The 24,891-nt window shown below is 38.0% G+C and carries 30 protein-coding genes and 1 tRNA gene; 23 read left to right on the top strand and 8 right to left on the bottom strand.

The genetic code is table 11. The features are described from left to right. The first annotated feature begins 1 nt into the window (after position 1). The 9 genes from H6791_01235 (at position 2) to lysS (ending at position 9,023) form a co-directional block, all read left to right on the top strand. The gene (locus H6791_01235; protein ID USN95037.1) at positions 2–1,048 is read left to right on the top strand and encodes a hypothetical protein; all 1,047 of its coding nucleotides are present in this window, start codon (positions 2–4) and stop codon (positions 1,046–1,048) included. An 86-nt stretch (positions 1,049–1,134) separates the two neighbouring features. Next, positions 1,135–1,992 (top strand): hypothetical protein, encoded by an 858-nt coding sequence (locus H6791_01230; protein ID USN95036.1) that lies wholly within the window; start codon positions 1,135–1,137, stop codon positions 1,990–1,992. A gap of 38 nt (positions 1,993–2,030) precedes the next feature. After that, positions 2,031–2,885: a hypothetical protein gene (locus tag H6791_01225; GenBank protein ID USN95035.1), complete on the top strand. Its 855-nt coding sequence runs from the start codon at positions 2,031–2,033 to the stop codon at positions 2,883–2,885. Positions 2,886–2,899: 14 nt separating this feature from the next. Then, positions 2,900–4,621, top strand: a complete 1,722-nt coding sequence (locus tag H6791_01220) for a hypothetical protein (protein USN95034.1) — start codon at positions 2,900–2,902, stop codon at positions 4,619–4,621. Then, a complete protein-coding gene (locus H6791_01215) occupies positions 4,618–5,034 on the top strand; it encodes a hypothetical protein (GenBank protein ID USN95033.1) in 417 nt (138 codons plus the stop codon). Before H6791_01220 ends, H6791_01215 begins: the two co-directional genes overlap by 4 nt. 67 nt (positions 5,035–5,101) lie before the next feature. Beyond that, positions 5,102–5,356, top strand: a complete 255-nt coding sequence (locus H6791_01210) for a hypothetical protein (GenBank protein USN95032.1) — start codon at positions 5,102–5,104, stop codon at positions 5,354–5,356. A 3-nt stretch (positions 5,357–5,359) separates the two neighbouring features. Then, the gene (locus H6791_01205) at positions 5,360–7,054 is read left to right on the top strand and encodes a hypothetical protein (GenBank protein ID USN95031.1); all 1,695 of its coding nucleotides are present in this window, start codon (positions 5,360–5,362) and stop codon (positions 7,052–7,054) included. Between the two features lie 44 nt (positions 7,055–7,098). Further along, positions 7,099–7,566, top strand: a complete 468-nt coding sequence (gene greA / locus H6791_01200) for a transcription elongation factor GreA (protein USN95030.1) — start codon at positions 7,099–7,101, stop codon at positions 7,564–7,566. Continuing rightward, complete coding sequence (gene lysS / locus H6791_01195; protein USN95029.1) at positions 7,566–9,023, top strand: lysine--tRNA ligase; 1,458 nt, start codon at positions 7,566–7,568, stop codon at positions 9,021–9,023. Before greA ends, lysS begins: the two co-directional genes overlap by 1 nt. A 35-nt stretch (positions 9,024–9,058) precedes the next feature. On the opposite strand, the gene H6791_01190 is transcribed toward lysS, so the two are convergent. Continuing rightward, on the bottom strand, positions 9,059–9,280 hold the full coding sequence (locus H6791_01190) for a hypothetical protein (protein ID USN95028.1): 222 nt from the start codon (positions 9,278–9,280) through the stop codon (positions 9,059–9,061). A 224-nt stretch (positions 9,281–9,504) separates the two neighbouring features. Between H6791_01190 and mraZ the strand changes: the two genes are divergently transcribed. From mraZ to H6791_01120, 14 genes are all read left to right on the top strand, one after another. Beyond that, a complete protein-coding gene (mraZ, locus tag H6791_01185) occupies positions 9,505–9,939 on the top strand; it encodes a division/cell wall cluster transcriptional repressor MraZ (protein ID USN95027.1) in 435 nt (144 codons plus the stop codon). 2 nt (positions 9,940–9,941) lie between these two features. Continuing rightward, on the top strand, positions 9,942–10,838 hold the full coding sequence (gene rsmH / locus H6791_01180; protein USN95026.1) for a 16S rRNA (cytosine(1402)-N(4))-methyltransferase RsmH: 897 nt from the start codon (positions 9,942–9,944) through the stop codon (positions 10,836–10,838). A gap of 13 nt (positions 10,839–10,851) precedes the next feature. Beyond that, a complete protein-coding gene (locus H6791_01175) occupies positions 10,852–11,163 on the top strand; it encodes a hypothetical protein (protein USN95025.1) in 312 nt (103 codons plus the stop codon). Further along, a complete protein-coding gene (locus H6791_01170) occupies positions 11,144–12,868 on the top strand; it encodes a penicillin-binding protein 2 (GenBank protein USN95024.1) in 1,725 nt (574 codons plus the stop codon). The genes H6791_01175 and H6791_01170 overlap by 20 nt, the downstream gene beginning before the upstream one ends. Positions 12,869–12,961: 93 nt before the next feature. Then, positions 12,962–13,033, top strand: a tRNA-Glu gene (locus H6791_01165). A gap of 350 nt (positions 13,034–13,383) precedes the next feature. Next, the gene (locus tag H6791_01160) at positions 13,384–14,436 is read left to right on the top strand and encodes a hypothetical protein (GenBank protein ID USN95023.1); all 1,053 of its coding nucleotides are present in this window, start codon (positions 13,384–13,386) and stop codon (positions 14,434–14,436) included. Between the two features lie 4 nt (positions 14,437–14,440). Continuing rightward, positions 14,441–14,782: an STAS-like domain-containing protein gene (locus H6791_01155; protein USN95022.1), complete on the top strand. Its 342-nt coding sequence runs from the start codon at positions 14,441–14,443 to the stop codon at positions 14,780–14,782. Then, positions 14,769–15,356 (top strand): hypothetical protein, encoded by a 588-nt coding sequence (locus tag H6791_01150; GenBank protein ID USN95021.1) that lies wholly within the window; start codon positions 14,769–14,771, stop codon positions 15,354–15,356. The genes H6791_01155 and H6791_01150 overlap by 14 nt, the downstream gene beginning before the upstream one ends. 196 nt (positions 15,357–15,552) lie before the next feature. Then, positions 15,553–15,798: a hypothetical protein gene (locus H6791_01145; protein USN95020.1), complete on the top strand. Its 246-nt coding sequence runs from the start codon at positions 15,553–15,555 to the stop codon at positions 15,796–15,798. A gap of 46 nt (positions 15,799–15,844) precedes the next feature. Continuing rightward, positions 15,845–15,982: a hypothetical protein gene (locus tag H6791_01140; protein USN95019.1), complete on the top strand. Its 138-nt coding sequence runs from the start codon at positions 15,845–15,847 to the stop codon at positions 15,980–15,982. A gap of 38 nt (positions 15,983–16,020) precedes the next feature. After that, the gene (locus H6791_01135) at positions 16,021–16,269 is read left to right on the top strand and encodes a YdeI/OmpD-associated family protein (protein ID USN95018.1); all 249 of its coding nucleotides are present in this window, start codon (positions 16,021–16,023) and stop codon (positions 16,267–16,269) included. Between the two features lie 175 nt (positions 16,270–16,444). Beyond that, positions 16,445–17,212, top strand: a complete 768-nt coding sequence (locus tag H6791_01130; protein ID USN95017.1) for a hypothetical protein — start codon at positions 16,445–16,447, stop codon at positions 17,210–17,212. Positions 17,213–17,276: 64 nt separating this feature from the next. Continuing rightward, on the top strand, positions 17,277–17,762 hold the full coding sequence (locus tag H6791_01125; GenBank protein USN95016.1) for a hypothetical protein: 486 nt from the start codon (positions 17,277–17,279) through the stop codon (positions 17,760–17,762). 57 nt (positions 17,763–17,819) lie between these two features. Then, positions 17,820–18,092, top strand: a complete 273-nt coding sequence (locus H6791_01120) for a hypothetical protein (protein USN95015.1) — start codon at positions 17,820–17,822, stop codon at positions 18,090–18,092. A gap of 179 nt (positions 18,093–18,271) precedes the next feature. Here H6791_01120 and H6791_01115 read toward each other — a convergent pair whose 3' ends face one another. The 7 genes from H6791_01115 to H6791_01085 all read right to left on the bottom strand — a co-directional run bounded on the left by H6791_01115 (position 18,272) and on the right by H6791_01085 (position 24,828). Then, the gene (locus H6791_01115; GenBank protein USN95014.1) at positions 18,272–18,562 is read right to left on the bottom strand and encodes a hypothetical protein; all 291 of its coding nucleotides are present in this window, start codon (positions 18,560–18,562) and stop codon (positions 18,272–18,274) included. A gap of 93 nt (positions 18,563–18,655) precedes the next feature. Continuing rightward, positions 18,656–19,594 (bottom strand): FAD-dependent oxidoreductase, encoded by a 939-nt coding sequence (locus tag H6791_01110; protein ID USN95013.1) that lies wholly within the window; start codon positions 19,592–19,594, stop codon positions 18,656–18,658. A gap of 125 nt (positions 19,595–19,719) precedes the next feature. After that, positions 19,720–20,925, bottom strand: coding sequence for a cell division protein FtsZ (gene ftsZ / locus H6791_01105; protein ID USN95012.1), 1,206 nt, complete (start codon positions 20,923–20,925; stop codon positions 19,720–19,722). Positions 20,926–21,049: 124 nt separating this feature from the next. Then, on the bottom strand, positions 21,050–22,210 hold the full coding sequence (gene pilM / locus H6791_01100; protein USN95011.1) for a pilus assembly protein PilM: 1,161 nt from the start codon (positions 22,208–22,210) through the stop codon (positions 21,050–21,052). Between the two features lie 50 nt (positions 22,211–22,260). Further along, a complete protein-coding gene (ybeY, locus tag H6791_01095) occupies positions 22,261–22,647 on the bottom strand; it encodes an rRNA maturation RNase YbeY (protein USN95010.1) in 387 nt (128 codons plus the stop codon). A 14-nt stretch (positions 22,648–22,661) separates the two neighbouring features. Continuing rightward, a complete protein-coding gene (locus H6791_01090) occupies positions 22,662–22,925 on the bottom strand; it encodes a 30S ribosomal protein S21 (GenBank protein USN95009.1) in 264 nt (87 codons plus the stop codon). A gap of 4 nt (positions 22,926–22,929) precedes the next feature. Continuing rightward, a complete protein-coding gene (locus H6791_01085; GenBank protein ID USN95008.1) occupies positions 22,930–24,828 on the bottom strand; it encodes a hypothetical protein in 1,899 nt (632 codons plus the stop codon). Positions 24,829–24,891 lie beyond the last annotated feature (63 nt).

Genomic DNA, 24,891 nt, shown 5'->3' with positions numbered 1-24,891 from the left:
TATGTCAAAAATTAGAGTAATTAGCACAGCTTTTTTTGCGATTTTTGCTCTGTTTTTGTTTCAAGTTAGAACTGCTGACGCTCTGACACTTTCTCCTGTAAGAATAGAGGTTTCTGCAGATCCAGGAGAAACAGTAAATACTGAACTAAAACTCTACAACGACCAAACAGTAACAAAAACTTTTTACGTTTCGTTTGAAAACTTCGAAGCACTAGGAGAAAGTGGAACACCAAGCTTTACTAGTGGAGGAGAGGGCCTTGCTACTTGGATATATACAACACAAGAAGTTATTCTTAATCCAAATGAGTCCAAGACTGTTCCTGTAACTATAGCTGTCCCAGAATCAGCAGATCCAGGAGGATATTTTGCTGCGATCTTTTGGAGCAATGAACCACCAAGCACAGGTACAGGCCAAGTTTCTATCGGTGCCAAAGTTGGTACACTTGTTCTTCTGAGAGTAAATGGAGAGATAGATGAAGCCGGAGGAATAGTAGAATTTTCTAGTACAGATGGTAAGAAATTCTTTACATCACTACCTGTAGACATGTTCTATAGATTCCAAAATGGTGGTAACGACAGAATAAAACCAGAAGGAGATGTGACAATAAAGCACATGTTTGGTTTTACAAAAGCTATAATTCCAGCAAACATAGTTGACGGAAACGTTCTGCCTTCTCAAATCAGAAAGTTTGAAGTTTCTTGGCAAAGTAAAAATGGACTTTCCACCGAAACAGAAAACATGAATTTCTGGCAGAACGTAAAGAATCAATGGAGAAACTTTGCTTTTGGATACTACAACGCTAAGCTATCACTTACTTACGGTGGAGATAATTCTCTAGAAAGTAATGCAAAGTTTGGATTTTGGATTATACCATGGCAACTACTTATAGTTGTAATTGTGTCTTTGTTTATACTAAGCTTCCTATACAAGAGACTAACTAGAAGACACAAGGACATGCTTATCAAAGAAATGAAAGAAGAGATCAGAAAAGAAATAGAAGAAGAGTCTCATCATCAGGGTCCAGAAGGTGAAAACCAAGCTGGATAATCCAGATGTTTTCTAAAAAACAAAACAAAACCAATAAAAAAACGAAGAATCAAGACATAATTATTGTTTCTTCGTTTTTTTTGTTTATGTTTTCACTTGTCGTGACACTTCCAAGTTCACTTTTTGCTGACGTGGTCAGTATAAGTGCCACTGTCGGTGCAACAACTCCAGGAGGAGGTGGCGGAGGTGGAGGAGGTGGCGGAAGCGGAGGTAGTGGTGGAGGTTTTTCTCCAACCGGAGTTAGTTTTTCCGGTAGAGCATATCCGCTTTCAACTATAATAATCCTCAAGGATGGTGAAGAAGTAGTGCAGACTATTGCTGGACCAGACGCACTTTTCTCAGTGTTTGTAGGAAACCTGACAACTGGTACTTATACTTTTTCTGTTTTGGCAGAAGATAGCGACGGTAGAAGATCTACGCCATTTACATTTCCACTTTATATAACAAGCGGTGTTACTACTTATATATCTGGGATATTTATTGCTCCCACTATTGCGCTAGATAAGATAAGCGTTAAACGTGGAGACACGGTGTCTGTTTTTGGAGAAACTGCACCAGATGCTGAAGTTTTGATAAACGTAAACTCAGAAGTTCCGCATTTTTTCAATACAGCAAGTGATGAAAACGGAATATACCTTTATACATTCTCTAGTGCAGTTCTTGAAATAGGTTCTCATACCGCACAGTCTCAAGCATTTTTGACAGGTGAAGCAACTTCATATTCTAAAAGTATACTTTTCAACGTTGGTAGTGAAAATCAAGCTTACCCAACTTGTGGAAGTATATATGACCTTAACGGAGACTGTCGTATAAACCTTATAGACTTTTCTATACTCGCATACTGGTATTACAGACCGTCTCCACCTAGCAACGTAGACTTTTCTGGTGACGGCATCGTTACAATCGTAGACTTCTCGATACTTGCTTATTATTGGACTGGTTAAATATGAAATATAAAATTACAAAAAATATAATATTTTCTGTGAGTTTAGCTTTGTTGGCTATACCAATGTTTTTTGCAAATGCCGCGTCTATAAGTTTTGGAACAGAAACTCCCGCCATACTTTCTCCAGACAAAAACTTCTACCTAGATATTTTTGTTGACGGTGAAGGAGAAGAAATAAATGCATTTCTAGGAGAGCTTACTTTTCCAGAAGATTTAGTAGAAGTTGTCGATATATACAACGGACTTACTGTTGCGACTGGTTGGGTTGAATCTCCAAATATTTCTGGATCTAGTATCCAGTTTTCTGGAATCATGGCCGGAGGTTTTTCTGGAACAATCGATCCTATAACAAACACTAAAAAACCAGGACAACTTTTCCGAATCGTTTTTAAACCACTAAGAGAAGGTTCCGGTACAATCGATATATCAAAAGCTGAAGTTTACAAAAATGACGGTCTCGGTACAAAACTAAAAACTTCTAGTGATTCATTTTCTTTTGCTGTTTCAGAAGTAGGAGGACAAAAAATGAGCAGCATTATAATAGACACTCGTGGACCAGAAGCATTTTCTTCGATAATAACCAACAGTCCAAACGCATTTGATGGAAGATACTTCCTTATATTTGAAACCACAGACAAAGAAACAGGCATCGCGTATTATGAAGTCAAAGAGGGCAAGGGCCCATGGGTTAGAGCAAAAAGTCCATATTTACTAGAGGATCAATCACTCAAATCTAGGATTAGAGTTAGAGCGGTAGACAATGCTGGCAATATAACCACAGCTGTTATTTCTGGATTGGATATTAGATATACATATCTACTTATCTTTGTACTACTTCTACTTTTCTTCTACTTTGTAGGGAAAATAAAGAGACAAAAAGACAATAAATAAGTTATAATTCTTGTATGATGCTGAGGAGAGCCATATTTTTGATACTACTCTTTTTTCCACTTACTTCCTTTGGGGCAAATTTCACTTTTTCTCCTTCTTCTGGTGCTTATAAGATAGGGCAGAGTTTTTCTGTAAGTCTCTATGTAAATAGTCCATCCGAGGCTATCAATGCCTTCTCTGGCAAGATAAATTTTCCTAGTTCTTACTTGAATGTTTCTTCTGTTTCTATTTCTTCTTCTATTGTTAATTTCTGGACTGTTAGTCCAAAAGTCGACGGTTCAACTGTAGTTTTTGAAGGGTTGGTTGTAAATCCTGGTTATCAAGGTTCTTCTGGTAAAATCCTAACGATAAACTTTTCTCCCAAGGCTTCCGCCGTTGCCAACCTTTCTATAACTGGAGCTGCGATTTTGGCAAACGATGGATTGGGTTCAAACGTTCTTTCTGGAACATTGCCAACAGCAAGTTTTACCATAGGCGAAGGTGTGCCGGTTGCAACTACTCCAGCTGGATCAAGTTCTTCTCCTTTGCCGCCAATTATTTCTTCTTCTACACACCCAAATCCGTTTGCATGGTATCAGAGTGGAGATGTAGCGATTTCTTGGGGTATAGACGACACAATTACAGGAGTTTCTTATAGTGTCGATAAAAACCCCGTAGGTGATCCGGGAACTTCTTCAAAAGGACTTGTTACAAATTACTCAAAAACTGATCTTACAGATGGTGAGTGGTATGCACACGTTAGATTGCGAAACTCTTCTGGATGGGGAGATATATCACACTTTAGGATAGGAGTAGATACGACTCCACCAAACGCTGTTTCTGTTATAGAAAAACCAGGTTACCAAGACTCGACACTACACGCGTTCATAGAAGCTAGCGACGATACTTCTGGTGTTGATTATTACACTATAAGCATCGGTGGAAGTGAGCCGTTTGTTTGGAAGAAAGAAGGAGAAGAAGACTATATCTCTCCTGTAGTTTCTCCAGGTAAAAAACTTGTTTTTGTACAAGCAGTAGATAAGGCTGGGAACTATTCTTCAAATGGAGCTTATGTAACGATTGAAAAAGTTCCACTTCCAACTGTAGACAAGTACACCCAAGAAATACCTTCTACAGGTGAATTCTTTATTTCTGGTTCTGGTGTACCTGGAAGCTTTGTATATATAGAGGCTGTTAGTCAGTCTGGCGGCCTATTCAACTCTTTCTTGGCTAGACCAAAAAGGAGTGGCGCAGACTTACTTCTAAAAGTAGAGGTTTCTGAAACTGGAAGATTTAGTCTAAATACAAGTGTTAACTGGGCTAGTGGTAAATATACGCTTAGAGTAAAAACTGTCCTAGAAAACGGAGCAGAGAGCTCATACTTACCTGAAATAAGTGTAGAGGTTCTGGCTGGTAAGTTTGTTATGTTTGTAAGAAGCATAATCAAGTACCTAATCCCACTTATACTGCTACTTATAGTCATAATCATAATCGGATTCTTGTTTGTGATACTTCTGCGCTCATTCCAGAAATACAGGACACTTATATTCAGAGAAGCAAAAGAAGCTGAGAAGAAAAACGAAGAGAAATTTGACGCACTAGGAGAGCGGGTAGATACAGAATTAGAAGTAGCATCTAGATCAAATAGTCTTGATGGAAAAAGAGAAAAAGAATTCCTAGAAGATTTCCAAGAAGATCTTGATCAAGCAGAGGTAGAAATAGGAAACGAAATAGGTGATATAGAAAACAAGATATGATGAAAAAAGTATTTATATTATTTTTGGCACTCACAATATTTTTGCCAAACTTTGGATTTGCACAAGAAAAAAATAGCACAGAAGAAGTCCTAAAAAACACAGAGAATCTTTCTAATTTTGTAAAAGACCATATACCAGAAGGTGTAAGTAACTTCTTTGTCGGTATATATGAATATGCTGAAACAAAAAGAAAAAGTTATAGAGATTTCTTTTTTGCAAAGATAGATGTTCCAGAAGATCCTGACTCTGAAGAGGTTCCAGTAGAAGATGACAAAATAACAAAAGAAAAGATCCTCCAGTTTCTTTTTACTGGGCTCTATTACTTTTTCAAGATAGCTATAATCTGTTACGGTTTCCTAGTTTTTGCTATCTATATGATTTTTAGCTCTATTTTTAGGCGTAGATTGCCTTAATTCGTTTTTTAGGGTCACATATTTATAGGAGTTGAAAACTGCCTCCCCCTCATGATATACTAGGTACATGATATCCGTTATTTCAGCGATATTTTTGCTTGGAAGCGCCATGTCTTTGCCTATATGGATGACACTTGTTTTATTTGTGTTTTTTATCTATTTCGGGGCTCATCCTTTGGTAGGGCTACTTCCAGCTATATATCTAGATAGTGTTTTTGCTACTAGTTCTGGATTTATGCATATGATGGCGTTCCATACTTTTTTCGTAATACTAACCTTCGTACTACTTTCTTTCTTTAGAAAAGTTTCTTTAGATTCATAAAATATGATTAGACTTAGAAAAGTTTCAAAAAAATATTCTAAACGAGAAATCTACCCAGACGAGATTTTTCTCGACTCTTCTAACTTGCCGAGTTTCAATGTCCAGCAATTCGAAGGTACAATCGAAAAACCTATTTCCAAAACCACAGTCAGAGTATTTTCTTTCATTATATTTTTTGTTTTTGTTGGGATAACAGCTAGGCTCGCTAGTTTGCAGATTTTTGCAGGAGCAAAATACTATGACCAAAGTGTCAGAAACAGTCTGGACAAAGAAATTCTTTTTTCTGAACGTGGTGTTATCTATGACAGAAACGGGGTAGAGCTAGCATGGAACGAGAAGAAAGAAGAGGGAGAAATAGTTCCGAAAAGAAGTTATATAGATGGAGGTGGTTTTAGTCACATACTTGGTTATGTTAGTTATCCAAAACTCGACTCGTCTGGAAATTATTGGCAAGAAGACTTTATCGGAAAGAGTGGGGTAGAAGCTGAATACAACGATCTATTGTCTGGAGAAAATGGTGAGAGACTTATCGAAAGAGACGTTTTTGGAAATATCTATTCCGAAAACAGTATCAAGAGTAGCATTGCTGGAGAAAACCTATATCTTACAATCGACAGTGTTTTGCAGTCTGCATTTTACGACTCTATCAAGAATCACTCAGAAGAGTACGGATATGTTGGTGGTGCGGGTGTAATCATGAGTATCAAAAGTGGTGGGGTTTTGGCTATGACAAGTTATCCTGAGTTCGATAGTGAGATTATGTCACTTGGGGAAGATAAAGAAACAATCAATTCTTATCAAAACGATAAAAGTAAACCATTCCTTCTACGCTCTCTTTCTGGACTATACACGCCCGGTTCGATTGTAAAGCCGTTTGTAGCTATAGGTGCACTAGAAGAAGGTGTAATAGATGAAGAAAAACAAATATACAGTTCTGGTTCTATAAGTCTTGTGAGCCCGTATGATCCAGATGTTGTTTATACATACAAAGACAACAAGGCTCACGGTTGGGTTGATATGAGAAGAGCGCTTACTGTTTCTTCAAACGTATATTTTTATGAAATTAGTGGAGGATTTGAAAACCAAAAAGGTCTTGGTATAAGTGGGATAGAAAAATACACAAGAATGTTTGGTATTGGAGAGAAAACAGGAATAGATCTTTCTGGAGAAAAAGACGGCATTATCCCAAACCCCGATTGGAAGAAAAAGGTGTTTAACGGTGACATATGGAGAGTTGGAGACACATATAACACTGCTATCGGTCAGTATGGTTTTCAAGTAACACCTATACAGATGGTTAGAGCTATCGCAGCTATTGCAAACGGTGGAACTTTGGTTACTCCACACGTTACGATAACAAGTGATGAAGAGTTGGTTAGCAAAGAGCCTCTTCCTATAGATCCAGAACATTTTGATGTCGTAAGAGAGGGTATGAGAGGCGTGGTTTTGGAAGGTACTGGTATCGCACTTAGTTATCTTCCTATCGACATTGCTGCCAAGACTGGTACTGCGCAGGTTGGTCTCGCAAAACAGAGGGTCAACTCTTGGGTTGTGGGATTTTTCCCATATGATGACCCACAGTACGCTTTTGCTGTGATTATGGAAAATGGACCACTAGACCAGCCCGGAGCCACATGGGTTATGCAAAAAACCCTTTCAAAAGTAGATACTTTCGACTTCCTTATAGAGGATGAGTAAAGACGGATTGACTTTTGGGTTTGTAGCAAGTATTATTTCACGATATGGATGAGTCAAAATATTATCTTTCTCTAGACAAAAAAGAGTCTCTTGAGAAAGAACTCCAAGAATTAAAAGGACCAAAAAGACAAGAAATCTTGGATACACTCGCTTTTGCCAAGGGTCTAGGAGACCTATCTGAAAACGCGGAATACCACCAAGCCAGAGACGAACAGGCAAAACTAGAAGAAAAAATATCAAGTTTAGAAAATATATTGAGAAACAGCGTTATTATCGAAAAAGGTATAAAGGGAGAAGTTTCTCTAGGATCAAAAATAAAACTAAAGAAAAAATCTGACAAATCAGAAAGAGAGTTTACTCTAGTCGGAGAAGAAGAAGCTGACATGTCACTTGGCATGCTTTCTTTCAAATCACCACTTGGACACGCTGTTCTTGGCAAGAAAAAGGGTGATAAGGTAGTTGTTTCTACTCCACAAGGAGAGCAAGAATATGCTATTATAAGTATCAGCTAATGGCACTCAAAGATATTCAAGAAGCTAGAATAAAGAAACTAGAACTTCTTCAAAAAGAAGGGATAAACCCTTATCCATCTTTGATCAAAAAAACAATCTCCAATAAGCTTCTTCGAGATTCTTTCGAACAAATAGAAAAAAGCGGCGAAGAAGTTTCTATCGCTGGTAGGATCATGGCGATTCGCGGACAAGGAGCGATACTTTTTGTCGTACTAGATGATGGTACAGAAAAGTTCCAAGTTGTTTTGAAGAAAGACGAAATGGACGAGAAAGTATTTACACTTTTTGTCGATACAGTTGATATAGGCGATATAGTTAGTTTTTCTGGAGGAGTTTTCGTTACTCAAAAAGGTGAAATGAGCGTTTTGGCAAAAGACTGGCAGATGGGCTCAAAGACACTTCTACCTCTTCCTGAAAAATGGCATGGTATCACAGACGATGACGAGAGGTATAGAAAAAGATATCTAGATATCGCCATGAACTCAGAACTACGTGAGCTTTTCGTACGTAAATCTATTTTTTGGGAAGTAACACGAGACTTTCTGAAAAAAGAAGGATTCCTAGAAGTAGAAACACCGACTCTTGAAGTAACGACTGGTGGAGCAGAAGCGAATCCTTTCAAAACTTATCATCGTGATTTTGATATCGATGTTTATTTGCGTATCTCGATAGGAGAGTTGTGGCAGAAGAGACTTATGGCGGCTGGTTTTCCAAAAACATTTGAAATAGGCCGTGCTTATAGAAACGAAGGATCTAGTCCAGAGCACCTTCAAGAGTTTACCAATATGGAATTTTATTGGGCTTATGCAAACTACGAAGACGGAATGGCTCTAACTCAAAGACTTTACCAAGAAATAGCACAAAAGGTATATGGCAAGATGAAATTTACTGCACGCGGACAAGAGTTTGATCTTTCTGGTGATTGGCCTCGTATCGAGTATGTCGATGAAGTAAAACGAGTTACAGGTATCGATGTACTAACTGCAAGCGAAGAAGAAATGAAAGATAAACTAAAAGAACTTGGTGTGTCGTACGAAGGAGACAACAAAGAGCGTTTAACTGATACACTCTGGAAGTATTGTAGAAAACAAATAGCTGGACCAGTATTCTTGGTAGGTCATCCTAAACTTGTGTCACCACTTTCCAAGGCTAGAACTGACAACCCACTTTTGACAGAAAGATTCCAGATCATAATTGCAGGAAGTGAAGTTGGAAATGGTTTTTCTGAACTAAACGATCCGATAGACCAACGAGAAAGATTTGATTTACAACAAAAACTCATAGATAGGGGAGACGAAGAAGCTATGATGCCAGAATGGGAATTTGTAGAGATGCTCGAACACGGTATGCCACCTACTTGTGGTTTTGGTTTCGGAGAAAGATTGTTCTCATTTTTCGAAGATAAACCACTTAGAGAAACAACACTGTTCCCACTGATGCGACCAAAAGAAGATTAAAAAAAGCCGATGCGTACAGCATCGGCTTTTGTTTTTTAGTCCATCAGTGTTTCAATGTCCCGATCAGAAAGATCGAGCTGCCTTTTTACGGATGGTGTTATAACCACCAGAAGGCCGGGGTTATCTTTTTTTTGCTCACCGGAAATATTCGGTACCCGGTGAACCTGAAATTCTCCGTTCACTATAGCGATACCAGCACCGCTTCTGAGGTGCCTGTTTATAATATTCGCAGCCACAGTACTTCTTTGTTTTCCCATAATGTGCGTTTTTATTTAATATATACCATACATCATTATAGGTTTTTTGTAAAGTAATTATTCTAATAAACGTTTGTTTCAAATAATATATTTTCCAACCATTTTCTCTGTGGAAAAGTGGTATTTTGTGGTGGTGCATTGGTTGATTGTGGGATATAATGGTATCAAGTGGGAATTAGTGGGAATATCAAAAATATTCTAAAAAAGTTTCCACGGGGGTATATATGCTGATAGGAGAATTTATCCATACAATAGACGAAAAAAATCGCGTTTCACTTCCGGCAAAGTTCAGAAAAGAACTCGGAAAAAGTGTGATCTTGGCTATAGGTTTGGATAAGTGTATCGCTATGTTCACCAAGAATGAGTGGGAAAGAGTCTCACAAAGACTTCGTGAATCATCGATGCTCCAAAGTGACAACCGAAGTTTTTCCCGTCTTCTTTTCGGTAATGCGGTAGAGGCTTCGGTTGACTCTATCGGCAGAATACTTGTACCTCAGTTTCTTGTAGAGCGCTCCAGTATCAAGGGCAAAGTTGCGATCATCGGTGTAGACAATAGGGTCGAACTTTGGAACGTTGATTCTTGGAACAAGTACAAAAACTCTATAGAGAAAGAAGCCGACACTTTGGCTGAAAAACTGGGACAAGTAGGAATACTTTAGTTATGAGTCTACACCACAAAACAGTACTTTTAAATGAAGCAATAGAAGGACTTTCTATCAAAGAAGGAGGAGTATATATCGATGCAACACTAGGTTTTGGTGGGCACAGCGAAAAGATATGCCAATCAAACAAAAACATAACTCTCATCGGAATAGACAAAGATTCGTTTGCCATAAAAAGTTCTGAGGAACGACTATCCAAGTTTGCGCACTGCCACTTTCGCGCGATCCAAGGAGATTTTCGAAACATAAAACAATTCCTCGAAGAACAAAATGTAAAAGAAATAAACGGCATCGTATACGACCTCGGCGTGAGCTCATACCAGATAGACGCCTCTGGTAGGGGATTCACTTTTCAAAAAGATGAACCACTCTCTATGACACTCTCTGACGATGATTCAAATCTATTTTCAGCAGAAGATGTCGTAAATGACTGGAGTGAAGAAAGTCTAGTTTCTATAATCGAAGGTTACGGAGAAGAAAGATTCGCTAGAAGAATCGCCAAGTCTATCGTCGAAAGAAGAAAGACGAAAAGATTTGAGACAACCCTAGAACTCGTCGAATGTATCAAGAGTAGTGTTCCTGGGTTTTACCGAAACGGCAAGATAAATCCCGCAACCAAGACTTTTCAAGCGATAAGGATAGCTGTAAACGACGAGCTTGGTGCTGTAGAGCAAAGTCTAAACGATGTATTAGAAAAGCTCGCACCAAACGGAAAGATAGCTGTCATAACATTTCATAGCTTAGAAGACAGACTGATCAAAAGAATCTTTTCTAGATTCGAAGAAGAAGGAAAAGGGAAGCGAGTAAACAAAAAAGTTATCAAACCTTCTAGAGAAGAAGTTCTAGAAAATCCTAGATCTAGAAGTGCAAAACTAAGAATTTTTGAAAAAAATTAATCAAACAAATAAAATGGGAAAAAGAAACAAAAAAAATAAATACAAAGTTTACTCCAACAGGATGGTACTGGCTATGTTTTTGGGGATTTTCTCATATTTCTATATAATAGGTGTATCCGCTTCGTATGCTGTGAAGTCAGAGAGCCTGAGAAAGGATTCTAGAGATGCAAAGACAGATCTTTCTGTTATGCAAATAGATTACCTCTCGAAGATTCAAGAAATAAGTAATTCGAAAAGACTTGCTGATATGGGATTTGTAGAACCAGTAGGAGTTGCTTATACAGACAAGGGGCAGGATCTTGCTTATGTCATTTCTCAAGAATAACCTAAAGAATACCCACATATCTAGAATACGTTTTCTATCGATAGGGCTTATGGCCCTTTCTCTTTTAGTTATAGTGAAGCTTTTTACTATACAGGTTTTGAATGTTGACGAATACAGAAAAGAAGCCGAAGAAAAATATGTTAGTCAGAAATCACCTACTTTCAAGAGAGGTGATATCTATATGGAAGACAAAGACGGTGGACTAATCGCCCTCGCTACAACCAAGAGTGGTTATAAACTACAGATAGTTCCAAACCAGATAGAAGATGTAGACGGAACGCTAGAAGCACTCAAACAATATATAGACATAGACGAAGAGAAGTATAACTCTACTATCGAAAAAGCTGACGGTAAGTTCTACGAAGTGCATCATGAAATAGACAAAGACGAAGGTGTATCTATAAGTGAGTTAGAACTACCAGGTGTTTATATTTCGGCGCAAAACTGGCGCTTTTATCCAGGGGACAACATAGCAGCTCAAACTGTAGGTTTTGTTGGTTTCGAAGGAGATAAACTTTCTGGTAGATACGGACTAGAAAGATACTACAACGAAGAGCTAGATGGTGGCGAGGGTTCTGTGGCAATCAATCCGTTTGCAGAAGTATTCTTGAATGTTCGAAACATAATCACTGGTAAAAGTGGTTATGCAAACCTTATAACAACAATCGATCCAAATGTAGAGATTTATTTGCGAAACACGCTTCTTGATCTAACCGAGAGATGGAACACTACTTCAGCTGGTGCCTTGATACTAGATCCTGTAACAGGAGAAATAATCGCGATATCTTTCGTACCGTCTTTTGATCCGAACGAGTATGAAAAAGTGAATACTATAAGTTCGTTCATCAATCCATTTACTTCTAACATTTATGAGTTTGGTTCTGTGATAAAGCCACTTGTTATGGCAGGAGCACTAAACTCCAAGGTTGTGACAAGAGACACATCATACTATGACGGTGGATCTGTTGTGGTAGAAGACAAGACTATATATAACTTCGACAAGAAGGGTAGAGGTACTGCAACAATGCAAGATGTTCTAAACCAGTCTCTAAACACTGGTATGGTTTTTGTAGCAGACAAACTCGGCAAAGACAGAGTGAGAGATTATCTCCTAGGATATGGAATAGACGAGCCGACAGGAGTGGACCTGCCTAGTGAGATATCTGGTAAGGTCTCGAACTTGTATAGTCCGAGACAGCTAGAATATGCCACAGCATCGTTTGGACAAGGTATCGCCATAACGCCTTTTGAGGCCGTGAGAGCCTTCTCAGCGCTTGCAAACGACGGTGAGCTACCGAATCTCCATATAGGCAAAAAGCTCATATACGAGGGCAAGGAAAAGGAGCTAAAATGGGATAAACAAGAGAGGTCAAATATCAATCCTGAAACAAGCGAGGAGATTACTAGAATGCTTGTAGAGGTTCTAGATTCTATGAATAGCGGCTCTTACAAAATCCCAACTCACAGCGTTGCGGGCAAAACGGGTACTGCCCAGATTCCTGATCCTGTAAACGGTGGCTATTATGAGAGTAGGTATCTACACTCTATATTTGGTTACTTCCCAGCATATGATCCAGAATATCTTGTCTTTTATTTCATAAAAGAGCCTATTGGTGCGAGATATTCATCCCAGACACTTGGAGAATCGTTTTTCGATACAGTTAAGTTCTTGATCAACTATTACGACATCCCGCCGGATAGATAATACTCTTGAAAAATAGTTATAAAATGTTATTATCTCTCTCGATTGTTTTTTGTTAAAAAATCCACTTTCCACTCATTTTTGCGTGGAAAGTATGGCCCTATCGTCTAACGGTTAGGACATCGGCTTCTCAAGCCGGTAATCGGGGTTCGATTCCCCGTAGGGTCACAAACGATATTGATTGTTCAAAGTCACTATCACTTTCACCAAACGAGTGCGTAGCATCAAAGTTGAATGTCTGAAAACCAGCATCAAGAAAAGCATTTTTTATTGCTTGTACGGTATCCTTGTCTCTATGCCCACCCCAGCCATGTTGAACAATACAAGTACCCCTAGGAGCTTCATTTTTACTCTCTAGTACTCCTACGATTTTCAAACCGTTTCTATTGGCGAGTTCCATCTTTTGCATATTGAAATTATAGCATTTTCTGGCTTAATTTTTAAGTTCAAAAATGATAGAATGATGTTGTTTTAAGTACCTGACCAGAACAATTGTACGTTGTGTCGGTAATTGATATATGAAGAGACTTACGAAAAATAGTACTGCTTGGACTTTATTTTTAATACGAAAAAGGTATCAAGAAAAAAGACACAAAGCTAAATGGAAAAACAGAAAGAAAAACAAGGGCGTTGCAAAACATCGTCATTTTGTTGCTGTAAAAAAACATCAGATAGCGCCCTACATTGAACACAAGGCACCTGATAATTTCTCCTTTATAAATAACACGAACGAGGTTCTGAAGTATTTTAATGATGCCAAAAAAATCTTTTACGGAAAGAAAAATGTGAACTTTGATATTTCCGATGTTTCTCAAATGACACCTGACACAGTTGCATTATTAGTTGCAAGTATAAAAAGCCCGAAGTTTACTTCTACAGGAAATTCTAGGGGTAATGAGCCAAAAAAAGATGATCTAAAGAAAATCTTTACCGAGTCTGGTTTTTACGAACATATTACTAAAGCAGTAAGTTTTAAAAAAGCCCAACCCGGAAACCTGTTACACAAAGAGTTTGCTCAAAAAGTAGTCGAGAAAATAGCGAAAAATGCCTGTATCATCGGAATGGAAAACGTGTATAAAAAATCAAAACCCGATGCTGAGTCCTATGATATCCACTCATCTCTCTACGAAATCCTGATTGAATGTATGGCAAACACCCACAATCACGCAAACCTAAGTAAACAAGGAGAATGTCGTTGGTGGTTATATGTTTATAATAATCCAATCACAAACTCTACATCATATACTTTCATTGATTTGGGGGTTGGTATCTTTAAAAGTACACATACAAAAAGTTACGTTACAAAACTACTTAAAATTACTGGGCTGTATCCAAATATAAATCTTGTTGATGATCTTTTGGCAGGTAAGATACATTCTCGTATTGAAAAGGATCGAGAGTTAAGGGGTAAAGGCATACCCCAGATTGTAGGACACTCAAAAGATCCTTGGTTTAAATCGTTTTATATTATTACAAATAATGTTAAAATGGACTTAACTAACAGTTTGAACGAGTCCTTGGATTATGACTTTGATGGGACGTTCCTACATTGGGAGTTGGTCAACGTATAAACATATGGAAATAAAGAAGAAAATAAGAATAGCTAATGATTTCTCTGACTCCCCAGGAGCTCGATATAGAGAAGATGGTGATTTTTCAGGACAAGCCTTTCTAGAGGATATACTTCTGGGCGCTTTTGAAGGCGCTGTAAAAGATGATTATAAAATCTTAATCGACCTAGATGGTGTTTGGGGTTATCCATCCTCTTTTATATCGGGTTCATTTGGGAAGCTGTCTCTGAGTAAAACTGCTGATTTAGTTCTGAAGCACATTGAGTTTAAATCAGACGATAGTGCTACTCGACTTGATGAGATTATTGCTGAGATTAAAAACCCTCGAACTCATGATAAAAAGTAAGATCATTACACTTTTGCTGATAATTGGTGATTTACTACTAATTATTTTGAATTATCACCTCATAGGTAAACTAGGTGCTTTCACGATCGACAACACTATCAATACTCTAGATTTTATTTCTCTTCTTGTAACTATTTCAATAGCCTGCTTTGTTCCTTTTTTGATTAAAAAAGCTATTGATGACAATCGTGGAATTAAATCGCTTTTGATAGAGGAAGTGAAAGATCTTATTTGTCTAATCGAGAAAAATCATAAAATAATATCCGAATTGTTCTCACAAGGTACTGCTGTTGAAAATAAGCACAGAGATGCCGTAATTTACAACTTTTTTGATGCTGAGTTAAAGCTTGACTCTATACGATCACAACTTGAAATCTCTTATTCATCAAAAAAAGGCTTTTCACAAAAGATATTTGATCACTCTATAAAATACAAACAGTTTTTGACTGATAGTAAGTTTATGATTTCTTCATACACCCAAGTCGATTTTGATTTTTATAGAGAGGAAACGAACGCATTTGCAGGATTTCAAAAAGCTCTAATGTCGCAAATACACGAAATCCACAAGTTCTAGTTCTTTAGAGGATATAAAACAAAAAAGGAGTAATGATTTCTCATTACTCCTTGATGATTTTTCTTCAGATCAGATCAGGACAGAACAACGAAAAGATGTGCTTTGTCCATAGAGTCAAGGTAAAATAATTTTAGTATTTTGTGTTTTTGGCACAAAATGTTAGTATCTCTACAACTTTAATCAAAATGATCTTTTTATGAGTAAAATACGAATTGTGAGAATTCCTAGGAGTTTTGCAAGTATAGGCATATCAAAGCAGTGGCTTGGTGCAGAAATGCCTTTTCAGAAAAAAAATATAGACGGTGATTTCGAAGTCCTCTCTCAAGATGCAATTGCCGCTTTGAGATTATTGGGAAGAGAAGAAGCAGCCTCGTATTGGGAAAAAGCAATTCTTCAGGAAAAGGTAACTTTTGCCGAAGAGTTTTGTGATATTATCGATTAAACGCAAAAATCCAGCATGAATAAAAAACAAGTACCGGCTCGATCATATGAATGAAGAACTACGGTGTATCGCAAGAGCGGTTTCCAGGGTTCAGATCCCAGACTTTCTCGAGGTGAAAGCCGAGACAGTGATCGATCACAACGAAAGAAAAGTAGTCGTGAAAGTAACACAAAAGGCGTCCTAAAGACGCTTTTTTTATTTTCTAAATGATATAATCTTTTCATGACAAAAATCTCTAGTGGTGTAGCACACAAAGTTCCGGCAGATTTACGTGAAGCTATTGTCGGAGACAAGAAGGCACTTTCTACATGGGAAGATATAACACCACTCGCTAGAAATGAATGGATTTGTTGGGTTATCTCGGTCAAGAAAAAAGAAACTAGGATAGATCATATAAGACGAGCTAGAGAAGACCTTGCTGATGGCAAACGTCGTCCATGTTGCTGGCCCGGCTGTACGCATAGAAAATAATTTTGTCAAATTTGCGATATTTTGACTTATTTGTATAATGGTAAAAAATTGAAAATCGATGAAAGTCACGCGACGCAAACACAAAGTCAGAACTGGTCGCGCGACGAGAAAAACCGTCCCTCGACCAAAAACCGATTATCCTGATTTTACCCTTTGGAAACTCAAATATCGACCATTGGACGATCTTTCCAATCTGCGCAATGTTAGCGGTATATATATAATCAAGTTCAGGTTTTCCAAGAGGATCTATTCTGTTGGAGAGTCTCAAACGAATTTGTATTCTTCTATTTCACGAGTCAGAAACAGACTCAAGAAGGATGTAGGTGATTATCATTATGCTGTTGTACCTGCAGAGGTTGGACATTTCAAGGGAATCAAAAGGCAAATCAAAAGAGAGTATCTCGATACGCCAATCGACACTCACTACAACAAAGTAAAAAGGATGCTTGATAATGGTAGAAAGAAAAACATCATCAAGTATATAAGGTCACATACTGTGGCACCTTTTTACAAGAACAAGAAAGGCGAAGACAGGTTCTCACTCAAGTATTACAAGTGGAGATTTGGAATCTACTTTATTTTCGAAGAAGAAGAGCTTGTTTATATCGGCATGAGTGGGGGAGGTTTCAATGAGAAAAAGAACTTCAAACACTCTTGGGTAGATGTAACATCTTACGCTCACTTTACGAAGTATCCAAAAGACAGAGAGACTTCTCATCGTCGCGTCTATTTCGACCGAAATGAGAAGGACTATAGAATCTGTATAATGGAAATTCCGTTTCTTGTGGATGGTACCATCAGAACTCTCGAAGAAGTTCGAGAAGATGTGAACCAGATCGAGAAGGGTTTGATCAGGCTTATTGAGCCGAGAGATAATCTCAAGGGTCTCGAGGATCTTCGAGAAAAGGCGGATTTCGATTTTGATTTCAATGTTTTTCAATAGCTACCTTTTCCCTAGGGGAAAGGTAGTTTTTTATTTTTTATTCCCCTTGGTATAATGTATGTATATGACAGCAGACAAAAAACTACTAAACATAACCAGAGCAACACTAGGCTTCGTGTTCCTTTGGGCATTTTTTGACAAACTATTTGGCCTCGGATTTGCAACGACGAGAGAAAAGGCGTGGCTTTCTGGTGGATCACCAACGACAGGTTTCCTAACTCATGGAGTCAAAGGACCGTTTGCAGATTTCTTTGGTTCGCTTGCAGGAGTTAGTTTTGTAGACTGGGTTTTCATGCTAGGACTACTGTTTGTAGGACTTACACTGTTTCTAGGAATTATGGTTAGAGTAGGGAGTGTGGTTGGGATACTTATGCTTATGCTTATGTACTTTGCTCTTATTCCACCAGACAATAACCCATTTGTAGATGATCACTTGGTGGATTCGCTATTCTTGCTTTATCTTGTACTAATAGACGCAGGACAATACTCTCACCTTGGTAGAAAACTCCGATCAAAACGAGTAATAGGACCAAGATCTATACTTCGATAACTCCACTTGACAAAGACCCCATTTTTGGTAGTTTTGTGTTGAATAAAACACAAAAAGATGAGTAAGCCAAAGTTTTTTCAGGATACCTTAATGGTACGGTTCGGACCTTTTCCCAGTATCACCCTTGCCAAAATAAAGGGATTAATGGTTCAGATAGAAAACCATTTTCCGGAGGCTCAAATTACAGAGAGGGAAATGTTTGCCTCACCAGAATGTGAAGGGGGAAGTCGAGCAATGCTGTATGTTTATGCCCAAGTGGGTGAGGAGCCTCTTGAAGAGTACAAAGAGAAATACGAGTACACACAGTACAGCACGCCAGTATCTCATTGATCAAACAAAAACCCGGATTGCCCGGGTTTTTTTTATTTACAAAAACAAAAAGGTAACACAAAACTACGATCGTAGTTTTGTGTTACCTTTTTTACTTCTTTTACTTTTTTTAGATTGGATTAAATAGGCAAAGTGAAAGCCCAGCGAAGTGCTGGGCTTTTTTTGTTAGGCGAAATTGCCTATTCTTTTGACGGGAATCCTGATTCCCAGATGGCTGTGCGGCAGGCCTTGTATTCACTGTATGTGATTTTTTTGCAGTTCCACATACGGTCGATCAATTCCACTGCCGATTTTTGGTTGTGTACCATCTGCGGCTCTCCCGTGCCGATATTAATGACCATTCCGTGTGCCAGGCCTTCATTGTTTTTCGGGGGAATTTTCAGGTACATTCCTTTCCCGAGATCAATTTCTTTGTGCCACTCAATAGAGGGTTTAGTGGTGGCTGCTGCCACGCTTGTTTTCTGCGTCATAGTCTTCAATTTAAAGGGTTCAGGTTCGATAGTACAAGAATATAGATATATTGTCAACAGAAATCAAAAAGTCCGAATATTCCGGACTTTTGACTACTTTGTATTGTGAAGCCAGAGATATATATCTTCTAGAGCTTTTACTGCATCGCCGGCAGCGATATTGTTCTGGTGATATAGGATATTGCTGCAGTCTCCAGCGGCCCAGATGCCTTCTGTAGAGGTTTTGTTTGACCATGGGTCTATTGTTATCCTCCCGTACTGATCTAGCTCCAAAACGTCACTTGCAAAGCCTGTGTTTGGGATTTGTCCTATTTCTACAAACACACCTTCGACATCTAAAGTAGATTCTTCTCCAGAAGAAGTGTTTTTGACAGTTATCTTGTTTACAAAAATTTCACCCATAACTTCTGTTATTTCTGAGTTTTTCAAAACTTTCATTTTTGGATCTTTTAGAACCTTCTCAACTGTTATTTCGTCTGCACGGAAATCTTCACCTCTGTTTATAAGAGTAACGCTTTTGCAATATGCAAGAAGTTGAGCCGCAGTTTCAAATGCTGCATTTCCTCCACCTACAACTACAACATCTTTGTCAGCAAAAAGGGGACCATCACAAGACGCACAGTAAACGATACCTTTGTTTTCGAAAACGTCTGCACCTTTGGCTGGGAGTTTTCTTCTACCTGATCCAGAGGCGATAAGAATGCTTTTTGAAACGATTTCTTTTCCTGAGCTAAGTTTTAGTGAGAAATTTCCTCCGTTCTTTGATATTTTTTCTACAATCTCTCCATTTACTATATCTAAGTATTCACCCTTGTAACTTTCTGCATGTTTTCTTAGTCTTTCTGCGAGTTCAAAGCCCGATACGGCTATGTCTCCGATCCAGTTTTCTATCTTTTCTGATACAGAAGATTGTCCTCCAAATTCTGGTGTTATAAGAGCGGTTTTAATCCTTTTTCTTGCAGCATAAACAGCACCCGACACTCCTGCTGGACCTCCACCGATAATTGTAAGTTCATATGTTTTGTTTTCCATTAGTCTATTTTAGCATGAGTATTGCTGTTCCTAAAGAGTCAAGTTTACCCCGCAACTGCGGGGCAAACCCTAAATCGCTTCCGGACAAATAAAAAACCCCACCTATTAAGGCGGGATTTTTCAAATTATTTCTTTCTTCTTAGAAATGATGGTACTGCGTGCCAGTCATCATCTTCGTCTAGTAGGTCATCTTCGTCGAAAGTTTCTATTTCTGGTTTTTTAGGAGCTGGAGCTGGAGTGTCTTCGATAATCTCGTTGTGTATCTCCGTTTTCTTCATTTCCTTTTTTGGAGCAAAGATAGATCCTAGTCCACTACCGTCGTCTTCTTTGTCAGTGTTTGCTGGAGCTTTTTGGAATAGTGAATTTCTAGGAGTGTCAGTAGGGAAGCCAGTTGCGATAACTGTAACTCTAACTTCACCCTTCTTGAGTCTCTCGTCATGGATTGTACCTAGTATGATTCTAGCGTCCTTGTCGACAGATTCTGTAACAACCTTAGCAGCTTCTTGGAGTTCGTTCATAGTTAGATCTTCTCCACCAGCTACAGCAAACAAAACTCCTTTTGCTCCGTTGATAGATATATCGAGTAGAGGAGAGTTGATAGCTTCGATTGCAGCTTTCTTTGCTCTTTCTTCACCAGATGCAACACCGATACCCATAAGAGCGCTACCAGCGTCGTGCATGATTTCTTTGATGTCGTTGAAGTCTACGTTGATTATACCTGGAGTTGTTATAAGGTCTGAGATTCCTTCTACAGCTTGTTTTAGTATCTCATCGCATAGTGCAAATGAGTTTCTTAGAGTCATTTCTTTGCCCGAAATAGCAAGTAGTCTATCGTTTGGTATCACAATGATTGCATCTACTTCTTGTTCTAGTTCACCTATACCTTTTTCAGCCAATCTCATTCTGTGATTTCCTTCGAAGAAGAATGGTTTTGTAACTACAGCCACAGTTAGTATGCCTTGTTCTTTTGCGGCTCTTGCTACAACAGGAGATGCTCCTGTTCCTGTTCCTCCACCCATACCACAAGTGATGAAGACCATGTCTGCACCTTTGATTGTGTCTTGGATTTCAGCCTTTGTTTCTTCTGCAGCAGCGCGTCCTATTTCTGGCTTCATACCAGCACCTAGACCTTTGGTTAGGTTCTTACCGATATGAATTTTTTTGTCTGCTAAACAGTGATGAAGGTCTTGAGTATCTGTGTTTACACATACGAACTCTACTCCTTTGACTTTTGAGTTAACCATGTGGTTAAGTGCATTCTTTCCAGAACCTCCGATTCCGATAACCTTGATTCTGGCGAATGATTGTATTTCAGGGCTTATTTTTGGCATATTTTTATAGGTTTATTAATATTTCGGACTGATATACCCGGCATATTAGCATATATTTTATTTTTGAAAAGAACAGAAGAGCGCTCCTGTTTTTTTTTGACAAAATAGATATGTGTTTTCTTATCTAAGGTTTAAGTTGTGAGAAAATATTTTTGAAAATATTTTTGATAGGGTTCTCTCCGTCGTCAAAAGAAACGTCGTCATGATCTTCTTTCATGTCTTCTATTGCAACTCCATAAACCAAAAACCAAAGTGGATCTTTGACTGGATTCTTTTCTCCTTCTTTGGCTTGTGGTGTTCCTACTTGTGCAGGTAGTCTTAGTTTGTTTTTGCAAACATTTTCTATCCCATCTAGAAAAGAACCACCACCACATATATGTACACCACCAGGTAGAAGCTCACTTCTTTTTATTTTTTTCAGAAAATTATCTACGGTTTGGAATAACTCTTCAATTCTTCCGTTTACTATCTCGTCATACTTTTTCTTGGCGATAGATATTGTTGTTGGTACGCCAGTTTTTAGTGCTTCGGCTTCGTCTATCGATACGCGAAGCTTGAGAGCGATTTCGTTTGTTATATCGTCTCCTCCAAAAGAGAAAACAAAAACCGCTACAGGGATTCCGTTTTCGAAAACAGTAGCAGTTGTTGTCTCGGCGCCTATATCTAGGACAAGCGAACCAGCTTGTTTCTGGGATTCGCTAAGTACTAGTTCAGAAAGTGCTACACCGCCAGGGATAATAGAGCTCACTTTGATACCAATTTCCTCGATTATAGAAGCAATATCTTCTACTTGTTTATATGGGCTACTTATAGATATAGCTCGTATGGTTAGGTTTTCTCCATGATAACCAACTGGAGATCCTTCGATTTCTTGGCCATCTACTTTGGAGGCGATTATCTTTGTTTCTAGTATCCATTTGTTTTTGCTAAGTGCTAGACTCTCTGCGTCTTTGAGAGCTCTTCTTGTGTCAGCTTCTGTGATTTCGCCATCTGGTCTACCAACTGCGATTTCTACATCATTGATATCACTTCTAAGGCCAATTCCACCAGAAGATATAGCTATTTTTTTTATTTTGAAACCAAGAGATTCTTCTATTTGAGAAACGGCTGTCATTATAGATTCTTTTGCTTTTCTTCTGTCGATTATTCTTCCGTGTCTTACACCCTTTGTATCGACTTTACTAATAGCCCTAACTTTTGGTAGGGATGATTGGTTCTTTTCAACGGCAATTATTCTGGTTGTTCTACTGCCTATGTCTATGGCAAAACTTATCTCTTTCTTCATCTATGATGAAATAATACCATTTTTTGGTTTCCAAGAGAATTTATAGCTTGTTAACAAAAGATCTTTTTGTACTTTTCTTCTTCTTTTTCCATTTTTGTTCCATGGTCGAATCCTTTTAGGTGGAGCATAGAGTGTATGATCATGAAAGAAAGGTAGCTTTTTTTGGTTTTGAAACCTTCTTCTTTGTACTTTTTGTAAATTACATCGAGACAGGCGACAATCTCTCCAGAATACTCTGTAAGGGGGAAAGACAACACGTCTGGAATATATGTCTTGTTTCTGTATTTTTTGTTTAAACTTTTTGAAGTTTTAGGATCTGCAAAATATATAGATAGTTCATACTTTTTTCCAAGTATTTTGTTTTTCATCTCCAAAAAGGCCACGCTTGGTAGCGGGCCTTTGTGGGATTTTGTTATTTGTAGAGTAGAATCATTCATCTCTTTTTGGTTTCTTAAGCTACTTTTCCTAGTTTTCTTAGCTTTTCTATAGTTCTTCTTCTTTCTAGTTTCTTGAGTGCTGATTCTTTCTGAGTTAGTTTAGAAGGTTTTCTAGAATAGTATCTTTCACCTTTGACTGTTTGGATTATTCTAGACTCTCTAACTTTTCTTGAGAATCTTCTAAGTATAGAAGAATTATTCTCTCCGTCCTTTTTTTCTATTACTATGTGTTTTGCTCGCATGCCTTCTAGACTATCACAATAGCTCTTTGTTGACAAGAGACTAGGGGATTATTCTGGTGATGTCTGAAACAACTTCCCACCCTGCATTTCTAAGAGTCCAAATCATGCGATCTATGTCTTCCGAAGCCTTGTATTTATAGGGCGATGGAGACCACTGAACCTTGATTATTGCAGTATATTCGTACAAAAAACCTCTCTTCCTGATCCATTCTCCAAACACGTATTCTGCTCTTGGTCTAAACTGTGATATTTCTTTGTCCAAAAACATCTTTTCTCCAGTTCTGCTTATTTTGAAAAATCTAGAATAAGGAGGGAAGTCCAGTTTTTCTCTGACTTTTATTTCACTTGTGTATATGTTGGCAAAAGATCCCTCCATAAAAGACTTGATTATAGGCTCGTCCGGATTTCTTGTTTGGAGCAAGAGTTCTTTCTTGGCTAGGTTTTGAGTTCTTATAAGACTTCTGATCGTTTCCTCTGTGATCTTGTAAGAAGGTTGAGAGAATATACTATCTAGAGAAACTATGACAACATGATCAAACTTTTCGAAAAACTGTAAACTCATATCAGTTCCTATGACTACAACTTTGTCTTCATCGTTTATTTTTTTTATTTTTTCGTTTAGAGCTTTGGTTGAAGTTATGTGATTTCTATCGAACAAAACAAGTTCAGTATTTTTTAGAAGTTTTTTGGCTTCTTCATAAACTCTTTCGCTTCCTATGCCGAGAGGCATGATGTTCCAACTATCACAATTCTGACATTTGTCTTCAGTTACTTTTTCTCTAAAACCGCACTTGGTACAAACGTGCTGGCGTTCTTTTCTCTGAGACTCAACCATCGATAGATTGTTTTTACATATGCGACATTTGACTGGACTACCGCAGTCTTTACATATAAGAGATGTAAAAAGTCCTAGTCTGTTTATATAAAGTAGAGTTTTTGATTTCTTGCCAGAATCTACTTTTTTTAGAAGGTCTTTTGTTTTTGTAGAAAGCACGTCGAATCCTCTTAGTGAATCTTCTGCTTTCATATCTATAAGGGTTTTGCTTATATCTTTTGAAAACTTGTAAGAAAGATTTCTTTCTTCGGATAGATATCCTTCTCGAAGAGAAACTTGAGTCTCTGTGCTTATAAGTTCATCTCCTAGGATAAGTCTCGCACCAGTTATATCGGAGAAAAACTCTGCCATTTTTACAGCATCTATATATGGGTATGTCATACCGCGATAATTTTTGTCGCCTTCTTGGTCTAGGATTATAAGTCCAACGTCATCTCGTTTTATAGAAAAAAGTGATGGTGTCCCGATTATAAAAATAGGATGCTTTTCTTTTTGTGTTTTTTCAAAAGATGTTAGAAGTTTTTTCTTTGGAACATCACCGTGAAATATAAATGAGTATTCTGATATACCTTTCTTTAGTTCTTCAAAATACTTTTCAGCTAAAAGTATCTTTGGACAAACAAACATAACAGATTTGCCTTTGGCGAACATTTCTCTTATAGCTCTTTTGTAGTGGTGCAATCTTTCTTCGTCTTTGCTTTGCAAAACGAAACCATGACCACCTTCGACACCGTTTATTTCTGAAGAAGTCGAAACTTCTTTCGAGGCTTCTTTCTTGATGCAGTTTTTCAAAATAATATTTGGAAGTATTTCGCTTTGATTCACAAAGTAGTATTCAGACAATCTTTCTATGAGAGTCATGAAGTTCTTGCTATACATTCCTTCTTTGATTATTGGTCCGTGTTTTTTGAGAGCAAAAGAACTTCTTTTTATATCTGTCTTGGATTCTGAAACCTTTTTACTAGAAACTACAACACCAAGGTACTTCTTGTTTCTTATCGGTATTTCTACAACAGACCCAGGTGTTATGTATTCGTCACCAAAGTAGCTCAGTGTATCGGAGCCTTTTCTTTTGTCTACGGTTATGATGTCTACTGTATACATTGAAGCTTTTATGTGTTTATTATACTAACTTTACTTGTTTTTGGCGGTTTTTTGTCTTATTCT

The sequence above is a fragment of the Candidatus Nomurabacteria bacterium genome, assembly GCA_023898605.1.
Classification (GTDB): domain Bacteria; phylum Patescibacteriota; class Minisyncoccia; order Phycocordibacterales; family UBA9973; genus HK-STAS-PATE-34.
This window is presented reverse-complemented; position numbering and strand designations above follow the sequence as displayed.

Excerpts from the sequence above, each read along its gene's own strand:
- H6791_01235 (USN95037.1), top strand. The coding sequence starts at position 2 with ATGTCAAAAATTAGAGTAATTAGCACAGCTTTTTTTGCGATTTTTGCT.
- H6791_01230 (USN95036.1), top strand. The coding sequence starts at position 1,135 with ATGTTTTCACTTGTCGTGACACTTCCAAGTTCACTTTTTGCTGACGTG.
- H6791_01220 (USN95034.1), top strand. The coding sequence starts at position 2,900 with ATGATGCTGAGGAGAGCCATATTTTTGATACTACTCTTTTTTCCACTT.
- H6791_01215 (USN95033.1), top strand. The coding sequence starts at position 4,618 with ATGATGAAAAAAGTATTTATATTATTTTTGGCACTCACAATATTTTTG.
- H6791_01210 (USN95032.1), top strand. The coding sequence starts at position 5,102 with ATGATATCCGTTATTTCAGCGATATTTTTGCTTGGAAGCGCCATGTCT.
- H6791_01205 (USN95031.1), top strand. The coding sequence starts at position 5,360 with ATGATTAGACTTAGAAAAGTTTCAAAAAAATATTCTAAACGAGAAATC.
- greA (USN95030.1), top strand. The coding sequence starts at position 7,099 with ATGGATGAGTCAAAATATTATCTTTCTCTAGACAAAAAAGAGTCTCTT.
- lysS (USN95029.1), top strand. The coding sequence starts at position 7,566 with ATGGCACTCAAAGATATTCAAGAAGCTAGAATAAAGAAACTAGAACTT.
- H6791_01190 (USN95028.1), bottom strand. The coding sequence starts at position 9,280 with ATGGGAAAACAAAGAAGTACTGTGGCTGCGAATATTATAAACAGGCAC.
- mraZ (USN95027.1), top strand. The coding sequence starts at position 9,505 with ATGCTGATAGGAGAATTTATCCATACAATAGACGAAAAAAATCGCGTT.
- rsmH (USN95026.1), top strand. The coding sequence starts at position 9,942 with ATGAGTCTACACCACAAAACAGTACTTTTAAATGAAGCAATAGAAGGA.
- H6791_01175 (USN95025.1), top strand. The coding sequence starts at position 10,852 with ATGGGAAAAAGAAACAAAAAAAATAAATACAAAGTTTACTCCAACAGG.
- H6791_01170 (USN95024.1), top strand. The coding sequence starts at position 11,144 with ATGTCATTTCTCAAGAATAACCTAAAGAATACCCACATATCTAGAATA.
- H6791_01160 (USN95023.1), top strand. The coding sequence starts at position 13,384 with ATGAAGAGACTTACGAAAAATAGTACTGCTTGGACTTTATTTTTAATA.
- H6791_01155 (USN95022.1), top strand. The coding sequence starts at position 14,441 with ATGGAAATAAAGAAGAAAATAAGAATAGCTAATGATTTCTCTGACTCC.
- H6791_01150 (USN95021.1), top strand. The coding sequence starts at position 14,769 with ATGATAAAAAGTAAGATCATTACACTTTTGCTGATAATTGGTGATTTA.
- H6791_01145 (USN95020.1), top strand. The coding sequence starts at position 15,553 with ATGAGTAAAATACGAATTGTGAGAATTCCTAGGAGTTTTGCAAGTATA.
- H6791_01140 (USN95019.1), top strand. The coding sequence starts at position 15,845 with ATGAATGAAGAACTACGGTGTATCGCAAGAGCGGTTTCCAGGGTTCAG.
- H6791_01135 (USN95018.1), top strand. The coding sequence starts at position 16,021 with ATGACAAAAATCTCTAGTGGTGTAGCACACAAAGTTCCGGCAGATTTA.
- H6791_01125 (USN95016.1), top strand. The coding sequence starts at position 17,277 with ATGACAGCAGACAAAAAACTACTAAACATAACCAGAGCAACACTAGGC.
- H6791_01120 (USN95015.1), top strand. The coding sequence starts at position 17,820 with ATGAGTAAGCCAAAGTTTTTTCAGGATACCTTAATGGTACGGTTCGGA.
- H6791_01115 (USN95014.1), bottom strand. The coding sequence starts at position 18,562 with ATGACGCAGAAAACAAGCGTGGCAGCAGCCACCACTAAACCCTCTATT.
- H6791_01110 (USN95013.1), bottom strand. The coding sequence starts at position 19,594 with ATGGAAAACAAAACATATGAACTTACAATTATCGGTGGAGGTCCAGCA.
- ftsZ (USN95012.1), bottom strand. The coding sequence starts at position 20,925 with ATGCCAAAAATAAGCCCTGAAATACAATCATTCGCCAGAATCAAGGTT.
- pilM (USN95011.1), bottom strand. The coding sequence starts at position 22,210 with ATGAAGAAAGAGATAAGTTTTGCCATAGACATAGGCAGTAGAACAACC.
- ybeY (USN95010.1), bottom strand. The coding sequence starts at position 22,647 with ATGAATGATTCTACTCTACAAATAACAAAATCCCACAAAGGCCCGCTA.
- H6791_01085 (USN95008.1), bottom strand. The coding sequence starts at position 24,828 with ATGTATACAGTAGACATCATAACCGTAGACAAAAGAAAAGGCTCCGAT.